12 protein-coding genes are annotated in these 18,126 nt (G+C 59.4%); 2 read left to right on the top strand and 10 right to left on the bottom strand.

Annotation, left to right across the window (positions count from 1 at the left end; translation table 11 throughout):
* Positions 1-258: 258 nt before the first annotated feature.
* Both LGH74_RS13025 and LGH74_RS13030 read left to right on the top strand, forming a co-directional pair.
* Positions 259-792: an NYN domain-containing protein gene (locus LGH74_RS13025; protein ID WP_226176378.1), complete on the top strand. Its 534-nt coding sequence runs from the start codon at positions 259-261 to the stop codon at positions 790-792.
* Positions 789-1,205, top strand: coding sequence for a hypothetical protein (locus LGH74_RS13030; protein ID WP_226176379.1), 417 nt, complete (start codon positions 789-791; stop codon positions 1,203-1,205). Before LGH74_RS13025 ends, LGH74_RS13030 begins: the two co-directional genes overlap by 4 nt.
* A 90-nt stretch (positions 1,206-1,295) precedes the next feature.
* Here the strand turns inward: LGH74_RS13030 and LGH74_RS13035 are convergent, their stop codons facing one another.
* The 10 genes from LGH74_RS13035 to LGH74_RS13080 form a co-directional block, all read right to left on the bottom strand.
* Complete coding sequence (locus tag LGH74_RS13035; protein WP_226176380.1) at positions 1,296-1,742, bottom strand: DUF4174 domain-containing protein; 447 nt, start codon at positions 1,740-1,742, stop codon at positions 1,296-1,298.
* A 234-nt stretch (positions 1,743-1,976) separates the two neighbouring features.
* Positions 1,977-2,933: a glycoside hydrolase family 43 protein gene (locus LGH74_RS13040; RefSeq protein ID WP_226176381.1), complete on the bottom strand. Its 957-nt coding sequence runs from the start codon at positions 2,931-2,933 to the stop codon at positions 1,977-1,979.
* Between the two features lie 64 nt (positions 2,934-2,997).
* Complete coding sequence (locus LGH74_RS13045) at positions 2,998-4,926, bottom strand: alpha/beta hydrolase-fold protein (protein ID WP_226176383.1); 1,929 nt, start codon at positions 4,924-4,926, stop codon at positions 2,998-3,000.
* 78 nt (positions 4,927-5,004) lie between these two features.
* Positions 5,005-6,351, bottom strand: a complete 1,347-nt coding sequence (locus LGH74_RS13050) for a family 43 glycosylhydrolase (RefSeq protein WP_226176384.1) — start codon at positions 6,349-6,351, stop codon at positions 5,005-5,007.
* Between the two features lie 12 nt (positions 6,352-6,363).
* Positions 6,364-7,956, bottom strand: coding sequence for a glycoside hydrolase family 43 protein (locus LGH74_RS13055; protein WP_431357452.1), 1,593 nt, complete (start codon positions 7,954-7,956; stop codon positions 6,364-6,366).
* Between the two features lie 51 nt (positions 7,957-8,007).
* Positions 8,008-9,936: a glycoside hydrolase family 97 protein gene (locus LGH74_RS13060; protein WP_226176386.1), complete on the bottom strand. Its 1,929-nt coding sequence runs from the start codon at positions 9,934-9,936 to the stop codon at positions 8,008-8,010.
* 36 nt (positions 9,937-9,972) lie between these two features.
* On the bottom strand, positions 9,973-11,643 hold the full coding sequence (locus tag LGH74_RS13065) for a glycoside hydrolase family 43 protein (RefSeq protein ID WP_226176387.1): 1,671 nt from the start codon (positions 11,641-11,643) through the stop codon (positions 9,973-9,975).
* A 195-nt stretch (positions 11,644-11,838) separates the two neighbouring features.
* Positions 11,839-13,452: a RagB/SusD family nutrient uptake outer membrane protein gene (locus tag LGH74_RS13070; protein WP_226176388.1), complete on the bottom strand. Its 1,614-nt coding sequence runs from the start codon at positions 13,450-13,452 to the stop codon at positions 11,839-11,841.
* A 24-nt stretch (positions 13,453-13,476) separates the two neighbouring features.
* Positions 13,477-16,767 carry a TonB-dependent receptor gene (locus LGH74_RS13075; RefSeq protein WP_226176389.1) on the bottom strand — a complete coding sequence of 1,097 codons (3,291 nt, stop codon included), beginning with the start codon at positions 16,765-16,767 and terminating at the stop codon, positions 13,477-13,479.
* A 285-nt stretch (positions 16,768-17,052) separates the two neighbouring features.
* A complete protein-coding gene (locus LGH74_RS13080) occupies positions 17,053-18,093 on the bottom strand; it encodes a FecR family protein (RefSeq protein WP_226176390.1) in 1,041 nt (346 codons plus the stop codon).
* Positions 18,094-18,126: the final 33 nt, after the last annotated feature.

Raw genomic sequence — 18,126 nt, forward strand, 5'->3', positions numbered from 1 at the left:
AGCTAGTTTCAACTCATTGATAGCAGCTGAATACACACTCATTGCTTACTAGGCATACGTCTGTTTATGGCCTCCTAAATCATCATCTGTAAGATCTCAGCATCATCTTGGCTCCGTCAGCAGAGTCAGCCTCTGGATGGGTCATTACCCGTTTTTTATAACATTTGTCCTTTGTATTAGCGTTTCCTGAGCTCACTACCACCCAAACCGGGAACACCTCTTGCATCTTGCATCCATACTTTTGCTTTACCAACCCAAATGGAATATAGCCAACCCACCACCTACGGGACTATCTTAGTCGACTATGAAAATTTCTATTATTATTTCAAAAACAACTACCCTAGTCTACCCGATCCACAGGAGTGCGTTCTGGAGGCCATTCGGGGGCTGCGAGAGTATCTGCGGAAGGAGTTGAAAATAGAGCCAATCATCTTGAATGCGTATGCCGATTTTGAACGCATTGGTCCGGCTGCACAATTAGGAGACCTTTATTTGCTCGGCGCAAACACGCGCAATGTGCTTGGAACCCAGCACAAAAATGCCGCCGACATGCAGCTGTGCATCGATGCGTTAGAAGTTCTCTATACCCGATCCGATATTCAGACATTCGTGTTCATGGCCGGCGACCGGGACTATATTCCCGTGATACAGCATCTGCGGCGCCAAGCTCGGCGAGTTGTAGTCGTGGGCTTTCGGGATTCCACCTCGGGGGGGACTTACTCCAGATTATCGGAGAGAATAGCCTCATCGATCCGCAGCTGTTACTCTCGTCGGCGCGCCGGGAAGCCTTGAAAGTATTGCGTCGTCCAACTTCTGCTGCACAAGCGCTAACTACGAAAGCCCAGGCCACAACCCCGGTGCAGGAGGGGCTAGTCACTAGCCAATCGGTGGTGAGCCCCGCCTTCCAGCCGGTTCGACCGCTCACTGATGGCGCTGTGCTGCGCTGTCTGCGCTTTCTGCTGGAGGAAGCGCAAGCCTATAGCGCACAGGAAGTTTGGCTGACGCCATTCTTTCGCAAGCTAGCCGAGGAGATGAATGAGCTAGCTGAACCCGAGCGGCGCACGCTGGTGAGTGAGCTACAGAGTGCCGGCTGTATCCGCATCGAGAAGCGTGAAGCGCAGCCACATCCTTTTTCGGTTATTATAGTCAATTACAGTCACCCGGATGTGCAAAAGCAGGGGGAGCTTTCCGGGTCAGAGGAGTGACGTAGACTAGTGCTCAAGGCCGTCGAGAACCACAAAGAGCACCAATGATTATCTCACCCCAGTGCCCGAGCATAGGTCATATTTACCGGCTTACCGCGGTTTGCTGCCCTGCATTTCCCGTTGGCGCATGGGCATAGCGTCAATCGTCGTAAAAAGAGAGGACGGGGTTACCGGCTCGGTTTCGCGGCGCTTGGAGCCCCCATCTTTCCCCAACAGCACCAGCGTGAAGCCAGTGGGTGAAACACGGAGCGTTTCGGTGAGGTAGTTACGGTCGGCCGCCGACAAAGCAGTGAACAGTACTTCGCGTACCAGCAGCTCGCGCGCTTCAAGGCCGGGAGGGTCAGTGGCCAGTAGTTGCCGCTGGCGCCGCAACGCGGCGTTGTCGGAGGTAGGCGCACAGAGCAGCAGCACGCGTTTCTGCCAGCGGCTGGCCTTCAGCGAGGCCGCCAAGGATCCACCTGACTGGGCATTTACGACAGTAGACCAGAGAAAGAAGCCACTCAGCACGAGCAGCCCGCGCAAGGCAGAAGGGCACATAGTCGAATGGGATGACAAACGAATCTGTAACGTGGCACGCGGCTGATAAGATATACCCCAGCGTTTTGCCGTACGCGCTACGGCATCTACAACAAAAACGAGGGACGCCGGCAGCAGAGTACGAGTGGGCGGGCATCAAAAAGCCAAGGACTGATTCTAACTACCCGGGGCTGGGGAAGCGTTGAGCTAATCTTGGTTGGCAGCCCGTTGATAGACTGATATACCAGCCGGTTCTTACTTGGCGGGCGCTACGCCGGTGAGGGTTTGCACGATGGGTTGGATGGTGCCGTCCGGGTTGTAGCGCAGGTAGTCCACGCAGATGGAGCGCCGGTAGCTGCCGCCGGTGGGCAGGGCACCGTTGTGGTAGAAGAAGTAGCTCTTGTCCTTGTAGTCGGTGATGCCGGGGTGCGTGGTAAAGCTGTTGGGCACATTTTCCTGAATAATTCCGCGGTACGTCCAGGGACCAGTGGCGCTGGTGGCCGTGCAATACTCTATCATTTCGGGCTTGGTGCCGGCGCTGGCGTACACGAGGTAGTACAGCTTTTTGCGCTTGTACACCCAAGGGCCTTCGATGTAGTTTTTGGGCGTAATGACGTTGATGGGGCCGGCCAGCTCGGTCATGTTGTCCTTGAGCTTTACCCAGCGGCAGCTTAAGTTGCCCCAGTACATGTACACTTGCTTGTCATCGTCCACGAAAACCGTAGGGTCAATGTCGTCCCAGGCGTGGGGCTTGTCCTTGGTCATCTCATTCACAATGAGCGCCTTGCCAATAGCATCCTTGAACGGCCCAGTAGGCCGATCCGACACGGCTACCCCGATGGCTGCGCCGCCTTGGCTGTTGTCGTCTTTCTTATGGAACGTAGACACAAACCAGTAGAACTTGCCATTGTGGTAGATGCACTGCGCCGCATACGCATCACCGGTAGCCCAGGCAAACGTGCGCGGTGAGAGGCGCATGCCGTAATCTTTCCAGTGCACCATATCGGTGGTGGAATAGATACGCCAGTCGGGCATTTTGTAGTTGGTTTCCTGCACCGAAGCTGTATCGTGGCCGGCGTAGAGAAACAGCGTGTCGCGGTATACCAGCGGCGCCGGGTCGGCTGTGAATACGTCTTTGATAATCGGGTTTTGCGCCTGCGAAGGCAGGTAGGCCACCAGGGTAAGCGGGGCTATAAGCCAGGTCTTTTTCATAGGGGTCAGGTAGTGGATGGGAATACTATATAGGCTCGTTAGGGCCGCGCGGCTGGTGAACCGCCTAAAATAGACGTTGGGCAAAGAGGTATAAATCGTGGCGCCACACGGGCCAGGTATGGCCGCCGGGGTACTCACTGTACACGTACTTGATGCCCAGCTCATCCATCTTGGCCCGCATTACCTTGTTGTTGGCGTAGGCAATGTCTTCGGGCCCGCCCATCGAGAGCCACAGCTGCTTCAGGTTGGTATTGATGGTGCCGGCATTGGCTTTCATAAACGCATACTGCGGATCGGATAAGGCTGCATTATTGGCAAAGAAGCCCGAGCTAAATACTCCTAGATGGGCAAACATATCCGTGTTCTTGATGCCGGCGTAGAGCGTTTGAAGGCCACCCATGGATAGGCCTGCCAGAGCCCTATTATTAGCCCCCGCCGCCACCCGGTAGTTGCTTTCCACTACCGGTAACACGGTTTGCTTCAGCTCGTCTTCAAAGCGTTTCAGCGTACCCTCGTTGAAGCCCGCTAGGCCACCCGGGCCACCCATGTTGCCGTCTAGCATCACCACGAGCATGGGTTTGGCTTTTTTGTCGGCAATCAGGTTGTCCAGAATCACGTCGGTTTTGCCTTGCTTGGCCCAGCCGGTCTCGTCTTCGCCGCCGCCGTGCAGCAGGTACAGCACCGGGTATTTAGTGGCAGTATTGGCATCGTATCCAGCTGGCGTGTACACGAAAAACCGCCGCCAGGAGTTGGTGACTTTCGAGAAGTACCGCCGCTCCCGCACCTCGCCGTGGGGCACGTCGCGCAGGGCGTAAAAGCTGGTGCCGCGGCCCGGAATCTCGATGCCGCTGGCCATACGGCCCATGCCGTAAAAGGTGTCGCTGGCCGGGTCGGCCACGGGCAGACCGTCGAGCACCAGGGAGTAGTAGTGCAGGCCCCGGCTCAGCGTGTCGGTGGTCACGGTCCAGGTGCCGCTGCTGTCCTTCACCATGTCGTACTTGCGGCCCAGGTCGAGTTGGGCCTGCTGCACGCCGGGAGCTTTCAGACGAAACACGGCGCGGTTATCGGGCAGAATTTGGGGGTACTTGGCGTTGCGCACGTTGGTAGCGGCCGGTGCGCCCAGCACCGTGTAAGTAGGCAGCGCCGCCACATCGACGGGCTTGAAGAGGAACTGCGAGAACATATACAGCCCGTTTTTCCAGACCTTAAAGTCGTGCCCACCAGCCTCTAGGTAGTACACGTGCGGCACCCGGTGCTCGTAGAGGTAGTCGTGGGTGCGCTGGCTGATGGGCAGCAGGCCGTCCTGGTCGCCGCACGAAATCCAGAGCAGCTTGAGCTGCTTGGTGGCTTTGGCGGGGTCAGGCACTAGCTGCTCGGGTAGTTTAGTGTTGGGAGCCGACGAGAAGCCCCCTACCCAGGCAAACTTATCAAGGTTACCCAGCCCGAAGTTCAGCGACTGCCCCCCTCCCATCGACAGGCCAGCTACAGCCCGGTTCTCGCGGTTCTTAAGCGCCGGATACGTCTTCTCGATGTAGGGAATGAGGTCGGTCAGTAAGTCTTTCTCGAAATTGGCAAACGCGGCTACCTTATCCGGCCCGTAGATATTGCCAACGGGTCTGTCATCTTTCATGGCCCGGCCGTTGGGCATCACCACCAGCATAGGTTTGAGCTTGCCCGCCGCGTACAGGTTATCCAAAATCACCTGCGGACGCCCTCCTTTGAGCCACTCTTTTTCGTCACCGCCAATGCCGTGCAGCAGGTAGAGCACCGAGTACTTTTTCCGTTTGGAATACCCCGGCGGGGTGTACACTAGCGCCTTCCGCACTGTTCCCACGGTTTTCGAGGTGTAGCTGATGCTGTCTATTCTGCCAGCGGCAATACCGGCCGTGGGCTGGTCGAAGCCCTTAGGAGCTTCCATGGCCATTTTTTGGGCAAACGCGCTGCTCACACTCAGCACCACAACACTCAGGATGGCGGGGACTATGTTTCTCATACCTTGGATAATGGCCTAGCAGGCCAGATAATTGGTGGGAATATCAGACGGTTTGCAAGCGAGCAGCTTCTTTACCCCTTAGTCAAACTTGACCCAGTCAATAGCCACGGGAGTATTTGTTTTGGAGGAAACGACCAATGCATGGGTGCCGGGCTTAAAGGCTGATACAGGTGCTTTCACCTCCTGCCACTGGCTGCCTTTCGGCACGGTTACTTGGGCTAGCATCGGGCCCGTGACCCCGTCGGTGCGCAGCTGCACCGTGGCGCCTGCGGCGGCCTGCACGCGTAGCGTCACTGTTTTGAGGGCCTGTTTGCCAAAGGCTACACCGTTGTACTGCACCCAGCCCTGATTATCGGCCAACACGGTTTTCCAGCCTTGGAAGGTGTTGGCCGTATCCAGAAAGGCAATGGAAACGCCGCGGCTGCTCAGGCGGCTGTAGCGGTCTAGCTGTATTTTCTGGCGGGCGTCGGTGAGGCCTACGCCGCGCAGGGTGGGCACCACTTTGCGGATGGCCCCATCAGGCTCGAAAAACAGGCTGTCCATGCGAACCGAGCGGTTTTTGTCAAAGTTAGGCGACAAGTCATTGTGGTGATAGAACAAGTACCATTGGTTCTTGAGCTCCAGCAGGGAGTGGTGGTTGGTCCAGCAGCCGGTCGGCGACTCGTCCATGATGACGCCCTTCACCGTGAACGGGCCTAGGGGGCTGGTGCTGGTGGCGTATTCGAGGCGCTCCGTCTTGTTCTCCACGTGCGGATACGTGAGGTAGTAGATGCCCTTGCGCTCAAACACATACGGTCCTTCTTTCAGGCCTTTAGTGGGCAGCTCGCCCAGCGTAACGGGCTCCGAGGCCAGCTCCAGCATGTTGGGCTTGAGCTTGGCGGCGTAGATCTCGCCCTGCGACCAGTATAAGTAGGCCTGCCCATCCTTGTCAATCAGCACATTAGGGTCGATGCCGCGCACGCCCTTGATGGGCTGGGGCTCCGGCACGAAGGGGCCGGTGGGCTTATCGGCCACGGCCACCCCTACCGTGAAGCCCTTGATGCTGGTGGTATCCTTGGGAGTTGTGGGGAAGTAGAAATAGTACTTGCCGTTGCGCGCAATGCAGTCGGGGGCCCACATGCTGTAGCTGTTGGGCTTCACCCAGGGCACTTTGTTTTGCGTGACGATGACGCCGTGGTCGGTCCAATCGGTGAGGTTAGCGGACGAAAACACGTGATAGTCCTCCATCACAAACCAGCCGGCCCGCCCCCGGCCGGGTGCGGCCGGAATATCGTGCGAGGGATACACGTACACCCGGCCATTGAACACCCGCGCCGTGGGGTCGGCCGTAAACTGATTGGTAATAAATGGGTTCTGAGCCTGCGCAGCGCTTCCCAGCAGGAAGGCCAGTCCGCTCAACAAATACGGCAGCTTAAGATATAGCATGGGGCTAGTGGTTTACTTGGTTCCGGTAATGGTATCCGCAATGCGGAAATAGTCGAAGTCAGCGTAGCCGCCGGCCGTCTTGGTGGCATAGTTGAACAGCCCAAACCGGTAGCCCATAAAATGCGGCAGCGTGTAGGCCATCTTGAGCGGTGCCCCAATGGCCTTCCAGGCTTTCCCGTCGAGGCTATAGTAAAACGTGGCCACGTCCTTGCGCTCCGTAAAGTCACATTCCGCCTTGAAATAGACGGTGTTCTGCGTGAGCGGCAGGCGTTGCAGCTCCACGGGCTTTTCCGTTTCGGCGCTAACCATGACGATAGACTTCGCGCCGTTGCGGTAGTCCACTCCCACCAGGCCGTACCGTTTTTGCAGCAGGGCTAAGCCAGCAAAATCCCCCTCCTTGAGGTGCGACACATCCAGGGCGGTGGTGCCAGCACAGGTGGGCCCGAAGGTGCGCTGCGTGAGGGTATTGCGGGCCAGCAGGAACGTGGTGTCTACGCGGCCGGTTTTCAGGCGCAGGTAGCCTGCCCGGTCAGTGAGCGACCAGAGCGAGTTTTCGGGATTGTGGTTCCACTGCCACACCAGCGGCAGTGCGGGCTCACCCTTTCGCCGACTAAACTCATCTGAGGCTACTAGGCCAGGTATCAGGCCTTTGCTGGGCGGTAAGGGCAGTGTTTGGGGCACCTTGCCGGCCGGGCTACCCAGCACCGGCCAGCCATCAATCCACGTCACGGGGACCAGGTACGGGATGCGGCCCACGGCGCCGTAGTCGCGGAACAGGTAGGAAAACCACTGGCCATCGGGCGTGTCGATGAGGCCGCCCTGCGCTACGCCCAGGTCTTGCAGCGCCACCCGACCTTCGTAGGGCCCCGTGAGTTTGTCGGCGCGGTGCACCACCACGGTGCGCATGCCGTCCTTGGGCCACACAATATTGAAGAGGTAGTACTTGCCCTTGATTTTGAACAGCTGGGAGCCTTCCGCTGGCAGATTAATGTTGGGGCCGGCTGGGGCGCTGGCATTTTCAATCAGCACCTGCTCCGTGGCCCCGGGCTTCACACCGGAGGCATCGGCCCTCAGTTCAATCAGGCGCAGCTTGCCGGCACCATACACCAGGTACACGCGGCCATCGTCGTCAAAAAACAAGGAATGGTCGTGGTAGCTGGGCTTAAACGACGCGACTTTCCAGGGGCCTTTTTCGATATTCTTGGTGGAATACACGTAGGTTTTGCCGGTCGTTTGAGCGAAGGTCGAAACGTAGTACGTGCCCTGGTGAAACCGCAGGCTGCTCGCCCACGAGCCCCGGCCGTAGGTGCTCTTGCCGTTGCGGAGCGTCAGTTCAGGGAGACTCCCCAGCGTGTCGGAGGCATAGCCGACCAGCTGCCAGTTCACCAAGTCCGTAGACTTCATAATGGGCACGCCCGGACTCATGTGCATGGTGGTGCTGCTCATGTAGTAGGTCTTGCCCACCCGAATCATGGCCATATCCGGCACATCGGCGAAGATGACCGGGTTTTGCGCCTGCTTCACTTGCGCAGCGAGCGGCAAAACAGCAGTTGTGGCAAAGACTAATCCGAGGACAAAAGCACTTCGCTTTAGGGAGTAAGGCATGGCGGGAATTACCGGGGCAAGTGGGTTAGTGGCGAGGCGCATGCTCAGAAACTAGGGCTGGACGACAAAGCCGCCCCGCGCCGGGAGCGTCACGCTGATGGTGGAGCCGGCCACAGCCTGGGTGCTGAAGCTGCGGTTGGTGGCGCCATCGGTGATGAGGGTGCCCTTTTGCAGGCCTAGCTGGCTGAGGTCGAGTTGGATGGTTTTGGGGGCGTCGGTACCGTTGATGCCGGCCACGTACCAGGCGCCGCCGGGTGCCTGGCGGGCCAGCACGGCGTACTGGCCGGGGTAGCCCGCCAGAAACTTAACATCGGCCCAGCGTGGGGGGAGCTTCTTCACAAAGTCTTGCACGTAGGCCGGCTGCGCGGCCATACCCTCGGGCACCTCTGCGTAGTGCTGAATGCCCGACTGAAACAGCACCGACAAGGCCAGCTCAAACGCATTGGAGGTGCGGCGCTGCTTGCCCCTGATTTCGGAAAACGCCATGGGCGTGAAGTCCATCGGGCCCACCGCGTTGCGGGTGAAGGGCAGTACGGCGCAGTGCGTGGGTTCCTGGTCGGTGTTGGCCTGGTCGAAGGTCAGGAACTCGAAGCCGCGCACGGCTTCCATCGTCATCAGGTTGGGGTAGGTACGGTTCCAGCCCCTGGGAATAGTGGCGCCATGAAAGTTAACCAGCAACCCGGCTTGGGCCGCATCGGTGAGCAGGTCGTGGTAGTAATTCATAAACGACTGCCCATCCCCACCGAAAAAGTCGATTTTTACCCCCACAACTCCCATTTGCTTGATGCGGGCAAATTCCTTGCGGCGGCTTTCGGCCTCAAATAGCACATTGGTGGGAGTTTGCGGCGCCTCGTTCCAGCGGCCATTGGAGTTATACCACACCAACAGGCCGACATTTTTGCTGCGGGCGTACTGGGCCAGCTCCTGCATTTTGTCGTAGCCAATCTGCTTGTCCCAGAGGGCGTCGACGAGGCAGTAGCCCCAGCCCATGCCAGCCGAATAGTCGATGAAGCGGCGCTGCACATCGTAGGTGGTCTTATCGTCGCCGAGCAACACCCACGACCACGACGACTTACCGGGTGCAGCAGGCAAAGCAGCCGACTGGGCCGGCGCACTCACGTCAGTAGTCAGCGTTGATTCCACGATGGGCCGCAGCGAGTTGCCCACCACCAGCACGCGCCAGGGTGTACGCCACGGCAGCCGGCTTTCGGGCAGCAGCGCGGCCTCGAGCGTGGTGCGCTCCGGGGCCTGCGGAAAGGCAATGCTGTATTCCGCATCGGGTGCGGTGTGGGCCAGGTGGGTGCCGCTGTAGGTACGCCCCATGCCGGCCTCCGTGAGCAGCATCCAGTGCCCGCCTACTTCAAACAGCGCCGGAAACGACCACCCCTGCCCTATTGTAGAGGGCGTGCCGGCCGCAATACCACGTTGGTAGTACTCCTCATACGAGGGCTGCGTATTGGCAAAACCAGTCTGGGCTTTAGCGTGCGGGTGCAGCCAGCCTTTGGCACTGGTCGGCAAGTGAAACGTAGTGGCTTCCGCCGAAATGCGCTGCACTTCCTGGCTGTTGCCTTCCACCACGTACTGAAACGCTACCCCATCGTCGGATACCTGAAACACCACGCTCAACTGCGGCCCATTGCCTTGGCGCTGGAAGTGCACCACGCGCCGGTTAGCCCGGTAGCGGCAGTTGGCCCGCTTGTCGGTGGCAAGCTGGTAGTCATCAGTTACGGTAGTTTGCTTGTCGGCTTTCGTCAGCGTGAGGCCCTGCGTGAGGTCGGCGCTGGCCAGCTGCAGGCCCAGGCGCGAGGGGCGCAGCAGCTCGGCCTGCCAGTAGCGCACGGCGTAGGTTGGCTGGCCCTGGGGAGTTATATCTACGGTTACCTGCACCGCCCCATCGGGACTAGCAATACGGATGGGCTGGGCGGCCTGAGCCGCGGCGAGTGGTAGCACGAGCAGGCAAATGAGAGGGTATAGTCGCATAAAAGGAGGATGAAAGCGTAGCTAGCAGGCCGCGGATTACTTCTTATACATGGGGTCGTGCCCCTCGTACTTCAGCCACTTGAAGGAGGCGGTGTTGGTGGTAGGCTGCCCGGCCGATGTGCCGTACATGCCGTAGAGGCAACCGATAAAGCCTCCTGCTACCTGCGTGCTCAGGAAGCGCGCATCTACCTTGTCTTTCAGCACCGTATAGTTCTTGCCATCCTCCGAAAAGCGGAAGCTGTAGGTGTCACCGTCGGCATTGATGCGCAGCTGCACCTTGCCGGCCGCCGCCTTCAGAGGCGCTTTTGCCAACAATTCCGGGTTCTTAGCGTCAGTTGTGCTCTTGAGAAGCTGAACAACCGGCTTGCCATTCTCGACCGATTTGCAGAGGTAGTAGAAGTGCTTCTCATCCTGAAACGCTACTAGGCCGGCCGTTTCATTCGCCGCCTTAGCCGCAAAGGTCAGCTCGGTTTCGGCGCTGCCATACATATGCTGCTGGCGCTTGCCGATAAAGGCCGGGTTGCCGGTTTCGGCAACGGTTTCGGGCTTCAGCTTCAGGGTGAGGCCTTTCGCCTTGCTCAGGGAGAAATTGGTGCTATCCACGGTGCGCAGGAACAACAGCGCCGGGTCCAGTTGCTTCTCGAAGGTGAGCGTGTAGCCAAAGTTGCCGCTCTGGGGCCGGGCGCCGGGCTGCTTCACCTCGGGGAAGTTGGCTTTGTAGCTGTATTGTACGCCAGCAGGCCCCGGGTCCATGACGGGCCACTCGTCTTTCCACACCACAGGCACAATAAAAGTCTCGCGTCCCGTATTGTAGAAATTCCCCTCGTAGGGTCGCACGGCTAGGAAAATGGCGTAGGTCTTCCCATCCGGCCCTTCCACAAACTGCGCGTGCCCGGCCGAGGTGATAGGGTCTTTGCGGTCTTTGGGCAACTCGCGTTGCGAGAGGATGGGGTTTTTCTCGTAAGGCACAAACGGTCCTAGCGGCGCCTTGCTGCGGAATACCACCTCCGTGTGGTTCACCGACGTACCACCCTCCGCGGCATAGAGGTAGTACCAGTCGCCGCGCTTCATCAGGTGCGGGCCTTCAATCCAGACGGGCTTCTTGCTCAAGTCCACGCCCCCATTCACCACAATTTTGGCTTCGCCCACGGTCTGCAGCGTTTTTGGGTTCAGCTCAATCATCTTGATGGAGCGGTGCCCGTCGTAGAGTGGCTTGTTATCCGGCGGGTCGCTGTTGTAGATGACGTAGGCCTTGTCGCCCTCGAAATACAGCGAGGGGTCGATGCCCTTCACTTCGGGCAGGAAAATAGGGTCGCTCCAGGGGCCGGCAGGGTTCTTGGCCGTCACTACGAAATTGCCCTTGTGGTCAATCAGCGTGCAGGTGACGTAGAACGTGCCGTTGTGGTAGTCAATGGCCGGGGCAAACAACCCGCGGGTCATCCGGTCGCCCAGAAAGTTCATCTGTGAGGGCCGGCTGATGACGTTACCCACCTGCTGCCAGTTTTTGAGGTCCCGGCTGTGCATCACCGGGATGCCGGGAAAGTAGGAAAACGTGGAATTCACCAGGTAGTATTCCGGCCCCACCTTCACGATGCTGGGGTCCGGGTAGAAGCCGGTCAGGATGGGATTAACCAAGTCAATCGATTGTGCAAACAGCCCCGCGTTTTGCAGCAGTAAGGTGGCCACGACAGCCAAGAGTTTTTTCATGTGCGTTACTTTCATGCTTGTCGAGCGAAGATACATTTTGCGGGCTGTATATGCAGCCCTTGGCCTCTACGCTTCATTATCTGGGATTATCATCGGTTCTGGTTGCGGCCCGCCGGCCTGGGACTGTGCACTCACCAGAAAGCCGGCCCCCACCTTGAAGAAGGCAGGAACCGGCTTTTTTGGAGCTCTCAGGAGTTAGTAGCCGGGGTTTTGCGCCAGCTTCCAGGTTTGCGCATCATTGAGAGAAATGGGCAGCAAGGGTGTAGGATTCACCGACGTTTCCCTGGCGATGTGCGACATGGCCCGGGCCCGGACATCAGCCGGCAGAACGCCCATGTAGCGGCCCGTACGAATCAAATCCCACAGCCGCAGCGACTCTTCCCCGAACTCCACCCGGCGCTCGTGCCAGATGGCGTTCAGCAGGGCTTGGCCCGACAGCCCGCCGGCCAGGTCGGGCAAGGTACCGGCGGGGGTGTTGGCCGGTTCGTAGGCCAGGGAGCCCAGCGTGGTGCCTGGCGGCCGGGTCGAGTTGCGGGCCCGCTGCCGCACCTGGTTGACCAGCGCTACTGCCTCGGAGGGTTTGTTGAGCTGGGCGGCAGCCTCGGCTTTCATCAGCAGAATGTCGGCGTAGCGCAGCTTACGAATGTTCTGCGGGCCCGACTCCGGGGCGTTGGGGGCTATAATGGCCGCCTTGCGGTTGAAATAGCCCGTGGCATTCTGCGTCAGGTCCACGGGGTTGAGGATGCCCAGCACGATGTCGTTGTTCTTGATGACGGTGACTTCCCGGCGCGGGTCATTGGGCTCAAACTCGTCGACCAGGTTCTGCGTGGGGTTGTTGAAGCCGTAGCCGAAGGTTTTGCGATTGTTCTGAAAAATGTTGCTGGTGGTGCCCACCGAGATGGGGCCGTAGCCGTCGTTGGAAGTGGCAAACTGAATTTCGAACAGCGACTCGCTGCTATTCTCCCCTATTTCCTGGTGAATGGCCGCGTAGTTGGCCAGCAGGCTGTACTGGCCAGAGGTGATGACGGTGCTCGTTAGGTCGTACACTTCCTGCCAGGTGTGGTTGTTGCCATTCACGGTGCCCAGCTGGTACATGATAACGCGGGCCAGGTAGCCGTTGGCCGCGCCCTTGGTGGCCCGGCCGTTGTCGGCGGCGGCATAGGCCGTTTTCTCGGGCAGCAAAGCAGCCGCGGCCTTCAGGTCCTTTTCGATGAATGCGTAGGTCTGGGCAATGGTGGCGCGGGTTACGTTGGGCGCCTCGGTGGGCGTCACGGCTTTCTCAAACAGCGGCACCCCGCCAAAGCCCTTCACTAGGTTGAAGTAGAAATACGCCCGCAGAAACAGGGCTTCGCCCTTCAGGCGTGCTTTCAGGCCCGAGTCGATGGTGCCCGCGTCGATGTTGTTAATGACCGTATTAGCCCGGGCAATGCCCGTAAAGCTGTGCACCCACAGCGTGGTCACGGGTGGGTTGGAGGGCGGAATGTTCCAGGTTTTGAGCTCAATCAGGGACAGGAAGTCGCTGGGCGAGCTGCCGCCTTTTTCGGCATCATCGGTCATCAGGTCCCCAAACATCCATTCGTAGGTCTGGGCCACGTACTGGCCGGTGGGGTCGCCCCACTTGGGGCCCTGGTCCCAGGCGGCCACGTCGTACACCGCATTAACGGCCTGCACGGCATTGGTCGGGTCCCGGAACAGGTTGTCTTGGGTGGTAGTGCCCAGAGGCTCCTTGTCCAGAAAGTCGGAGCAGCCCGGAGCTACTGCGCAGGTAAGCAGCAGGCCGAGCAAGAAGGTGGCGCGGGTGGGTTTCATAGAAAGCAGGTAGGACATAGGAAATTAGAACTGCAGGTTGAAGCCCAGGCGGTAGGTGCGGGCCTGCGGGTAATTGCCGTAGTCCACGCCGTAGGCCAGGGGGTTGTTGTAGAATGCCGAGGTCGATATCTCGGGGTCGTAGCCCGTGTACTTGGTGAGAGTAAACACGTTATCAACCGAAACGAACACCCGGGCGCCGGTTACCTTCACTTTGCCCAGCAACGACTGGGGCAAGGTATAGCCCAGCTCCATGTTGCGGGCGCGCAGGTAGCTGGCATCTTCCACGTAGCGGCTGCTCATCCGGTCATTGCCGTTGGTGTCGGTCGAGGTCACGCGGGGTTGGTTGCTATTGGGGTTGCTGGGGGTCCAGCGGTCCATGCGGCTGGCGTAGAAGTTGCTCCACACGCCCACAAAGTCAGCCGACTTATTCAGGTTGAAGGCCGCCCCGTTCAGGGCTTCGGCGCCCTCTACCCCGTAGAGCAATACCTTGAAATCGAGGCCCGAATAGCTTAGGCTCAGCGAGCCGCCGTAGCTAAAGTCGGGGGTGGCGCTGCCTAGGTACGTGTTGTCGGCGGCCGTAATTACGCCGTCGCCGTTGGTATCCTGGTAGCGCACGTCGCCGGGTTGGGCGCCGGGCTGCACCAGGGTGCCGTTGGAGTTTTTATACGCATCAATCTCGCCCTGATTGTGAAACACGCCCTGGGCCTGCAGGCCGTAGAAAAACGCAATTTCGCGGCCTACATCGGTGAGGGTAGTGTTGTTGATTTGGGTAAGCACGTTGCCGCTGGCAATGGGACTAGCCCCGCCCAGGCTGGTTACGACGTTGTTGATTTTGGTGAAGTTCAGCCCCACATTGTACTGAAGCTTGCCCAGCTCGTTGCGGTAGTTCAGAGCTAGTTCCAGGCCGCGGTTGCGCAGGGCGCCCACGTTGGCGCTGGCCGGGGCCTGCCCCACGTAGTCGGGCACGGGCAGCAGGGCAATCATGTCCTGGGTGCGGCGCTCAAAGTAGTCGGCCGTCAACGTCAGGCGGCTGTCGAAAAACTCGGCATCCAGCCCCACGTCGGTAGTAATGGCCGTTTCCCACTTCAGGTCCGGGTTATTGATCTGGCTGATGGCCAGACCGGGCGCGGCCACGCCGTTAAAGGAGTAGGTCTGGTTGTTGCTGGCCACCGAGGCATAGCCGTAGTTGGGAGCCGCGTTCTGGTTGCCCACCTGGCCGTAGCTGGCCCGCAGCTTCAGCACCGACAGGTAGCTGATATCCTTGAGAAACTGCTCGTTGGAGATATTCCAGGCCGCACCCACCGACGGAAAGTAACCCTTGCGCACGGGCCCCAGAAACTTCGAGGTCTGGTCCAGGCGCAAAGTACCCGTCACCAGGTACCGGTCCCGGAAATTGTAGTTGACACGGCCGAAGTACGAGGACAGGCTCCCGTCGTACTGGGAGCTACGCACCACGTTGCCGGTGCTGCGCGAGGCCGACGCGTACTGCAGCGAGGCATCGGCCGGCACGTTGAAAGCCGTGATGGAAATGCCATTACCGTAGCCGCGTTGGGCTTCCTGGCCCAGAGTAGCCGAGAAGGTGCTGTTGTCGGCGAAGGTCTTGGTGTAGTTGGCGTAGTTCGACCACACCCACGAGACATTCTCGTTGCGTGTTTCAATCAGCGCGCTCTGGGCCCGCTGGTCGACCGGGCCGATGTAGTACTGCGGCTGGTATACCTTGGGGTGGTTGTTGAAATAGTTGATGCCAAACGTGGAGCGAAACGAGAGACCCTTGAACAACTCTACATCGAGGTAGCTGCTGCTGAACAGGTTGTTGTTCTGTATTTTGTTCAGCTTTTGCTCGTCGAGGTAGCGCGGCACGTTCAGGGCGTTGCGCGTGATATTGTCCTCATTGTAGGTGCCGTTGGGGCCGAACGGGTTGAGAACCGGGTTCGTCTGCAGGGCATATTGCAGCACCAGATAGGGCTGCGAGCCGCCCTGACCGTCGCCGCTGCCCGTCTGGTTGTTGTTGGTAAACGTGGCCGCCACGCCAGCCTTGATGCGCTTGGTGAGCACAATGTCGTCATTGACCCGAATCACGTACTTTTTGAAGCCCGAATTCTTGATGATGCCGTCCTGCTGAAAGTAGCTGCCGCTCACCAGGTAGCGGTTTTGCTCGGTGCCGCCCGAGGCCGACAAGCTGTAGTTAGTAATCAGGCCCTTCTGCGTCACCAGGTCTTGGTAGTCGACGCCTTCGGCGTTAGTAGCAATGGCCTGCTGCAGCAGCGGGGCGTAGTCAGGCAGGGCTTTGCCGGCGTTGGTGAAGGCCTCCAGCACGAGCGTCGAGTACTGGGCCGCCGTGGTCAGGGGCAGCGTGCGCCGAATCTGCTGGAAGCCCGTGTAGCCCGACAGGTTGAACTGCGTGGCGCCGGCCTTGCCGTGTTTGGTAGTGATGAGCACAACGCCGTTGGCCCCGCGCGAGCCGTAGATGGCCGTAGCCGAGGCATCCTTCAAAATCTCCGTCGATTCGATGTCGGCAGGCAGCAAAAAGCCAATATCGCTGGTCTGAATGCCGTCTACCACATACAGCGGGTCGCTGTTGTTGATAGTACCCACGCCCCGCACCCGAATGCGGGTGCCCGAGCCGGGTTGCCCGCTGTTGGAGGTCACCTCCACGCCGGCCACGCGGCCCTGCAAGGCCTGCACGGGGTCGGAAGTGGCCACTTGGGTCAGCTGGGTTCCGCTCACGGAAGCCACCGAGCCCGTCAGGTCACTTTTGCGGGCCGTGCCGTAGCCAATGACCACTACTTCGCTCAGGGCCTGCTTGTCTTCGCTCAGCGTCACGCTCAGGGAGGTAGTGGCTCCCGTTACGGGCACCTCCTGGCGGGAGTAGCCCACGAAGCTAAATACCAGTACGCTGTTCTCGGGAGCTTGCAACGTAAAGCTCCCGTCCTGGCTGGTGCCGGTGCCAATGGCCGTTCCTTTCACGACCACCGTCACGCCGGGTATACCGTCTCCTTTCGCATCGACCACCCGCCCGGAAACTGTGACGTCCTGGCTACCGGAATCGTTTGCGGAACTGAGCCGGGAAGATGCGCGTAGAACCACGCGCTTGTTGGCTACTTCATACTGAATCTTGAGCGGCGCCAACACTTCGTCCAGCACGGCCAGCAACGGCGCGTCCTGGGCGTTAATAGTCACTTTGCGGTCGGCACCTACTAGCTGCTGGCTGTACACAAACCGGATATTGGCCTGCCGGGCAATCTGATTGAGGGTTTCCTTTATCGTTTGTGCCTCTACCTGCAGGGTTATCTTTTGCTCAAGTACTCCTTGCATCAAGACCAGGCGCGATGCCGCAGTGCCCTCAGCAACGGGACGCGCGCTTGCTGCTGCTGCCGGCAAGCATACCATTGCCGTTTGCAGCAGGATAGCCTTCACCGCTGACCGGGCAGGCGGTGGAAACTGTACAGTTTTTTTCATGGAAAAGTAGATTGTGGGAATTTGAAAAAGACGGGAGCAGAGGAAGTTATCTTCGCAATCGATTGAGTTAGTTGACAGCAGTGCTTAAGTGCTTATCCGATAGCCCGGTGCCAGACTCGTGGGTGTAACTGCTGGCCGCGCCTAACCGCCTAGCTGGCCTTGGCAACCCTCACTGTGAATGATAATATTCGCGTCGGAAAGCGTGTAGTAGGCACCCAACGACTTGCACAACAAGCCCAGCTTTTCAAACAAAGGCTCGTCGTAGAAGGTGATGCTGACAGTGCAGTTGGCCAGCTTAGCCTTGTCATACACAATGGCAACGCCGTAGGCTTTTTCCAGCGCCCCCAGCACTTCGGCCACGGGCCGCGCCTCAAATTCGAAGGGCTGGGGCGCCAGCACCACCGGCCGGTCTACCAGCTCCTTCTTCAGCCGCCGCCGAGCCGCCGAGTACACCACCTGCTGGTTGGGCAGCAGCAGCACTCCCAGGGCCGCCGGGTGCGCGGGCGAGGCATCGAGCTGCGCGCCCTCCCGGGCCTGAACGGCCACCTTGCCTTCCAGCACTGCTACCGAAGCATCCTGGCCGGCTGTGTAGGCTTTCACGCGGAAGCTGGTGCCGAGCACAGTCGTAACCACCTGTTTGGTGAACACCAGAAAGGGCCGCCGGGGATTTTTGCTGACCTGAAAAAAGGCTTCGCCCTCAAGGTGTACTTCCCGGCGGGCACCCGCCAGGGCCGTGCGGTAGCGCAGGCTGCTGCCCGGGTGCAGGCTGATGCGGCTGCTGTCGGGTAGCCGGAAGTACTGGACCTGCCGGGTCTGGTTGGTTTGCTGCAGCCACCCGTCCACAGAAGCCACCGGGGTGCGTTGGGCGGGCACCGGCAACCGGTTGGTCGTCAGCATCAGCAGGCCAATGCTAACTGCAAGCAGCACCAGGGCCGCGGCCCAGCGCAACGGCGACGATTGCCACATCGGCACCACCCGAGGCTCGGGCTTGGCTGGGCGCCGGTTTTGCATCAGCCGCGCCCAGATGGCCTGTTCCACCTCTGCCTGGTTTTGGGCACGCAAGGCTGGTCCTTCCGCTTGTTCCAGCTGGTTGTACCAGTGCTCGACCAATCCCTGTTCCTCGGGCGTACACTGACCGATGAGGTAGCGTTGGAGCAGCTTGTGAAATTCGGATTCCGTCACGGGGCGATGGGTTTGGCGGGTTGCTGACTAGGA

This window comes from Hymenobacter lucidus (assembly GCF_020447265.1).
Lineage (GTDB): Bacteria > Bacteroidota > Bacteroidia > Cytophagales > Hymenobacteraceae > Hymenobacter > Hymenobacter lucidus.

What these genes read in the sequence shown, in the direction of transcription:
- LGH74_RS13025 (WP_226176378.1), top strand. Translation starts at nt 259, where the DNA reads ATGGAATATAGCCAACCCACCACCTACGGGACTATCTTAGTCGACTAT.
- LGH74_RS13035 (WP_226176380.1), bottom strand. Translation starts at nt 1,742, where the DNA reads ATGTGCCCTTCTGCCTTGCGCGGGCTGCTCGTGCTGAGTGGCTTCTTT.
- LGH74_RS13040 (WP_226176381.1), bottom strand. Translation starts at nt 2,933, where the DNA reads ATGAAAAAGACCTGGCTTATAGCCCCGCTTACCCTGGTGGCCTACCTG.
- LGH74_RS13045 (WP_226176383.1), bottom strand. Translation starts at nt 4,926, where the DNA reads ATGAGAAACATAGTCCCCGCCATCCTGAGTGTTGTGGTGCTGAGTGTG.
- LGH74_RS13050 (WP_226176384.1), bottom strand. Translation starts at nt 6,351, where the DNA reads ATGCTATATCTTAAGCTGCCGTATTTGTTGAGCGGACTGGCCTTCCTG.
- LGH74_RS13055 (WP_431357452.1), bottom strand. Translation starts at nt 7,956, where the DNA reads ATGCCTTACTCCCTAAAGCGAAGTGCTTTTGTCCTCGGATTAGTCTTT.
- LGH74_RS13060 (WP_226176386.1), bottom strand. Translation starts at nt 9,936, where the DNA reads ATGCGACTATACCCTCTCATTTGCCTGCTCGTGCTACCACTCGCCGCG.
- LGH74_RS13065 (WP_226176387.1), bottom strand. Translation starts at nt 11,643, where the DNA reads ATGAAAAAACTCTTGGCTGTCGTGGCCACCTTACTGCTGCAAAACGCG.
- LGH74_RS13070 (WP_226176388.1), bottom strand. Translation starts at nt 13,452, where the DNA reads ATGAAACCCACCCGCGCCACCTTCTTGCTCGGCCTGCTGCTTACCTGC.
- LGH74_RS13075 (WP_226176389.1), bottom strand. Translation starts at nt 16,767, where the DNA reads ATGCAAGGAGTACTTGAGCAAAAGATAACCCTGCAGGTAGAGGCACAA.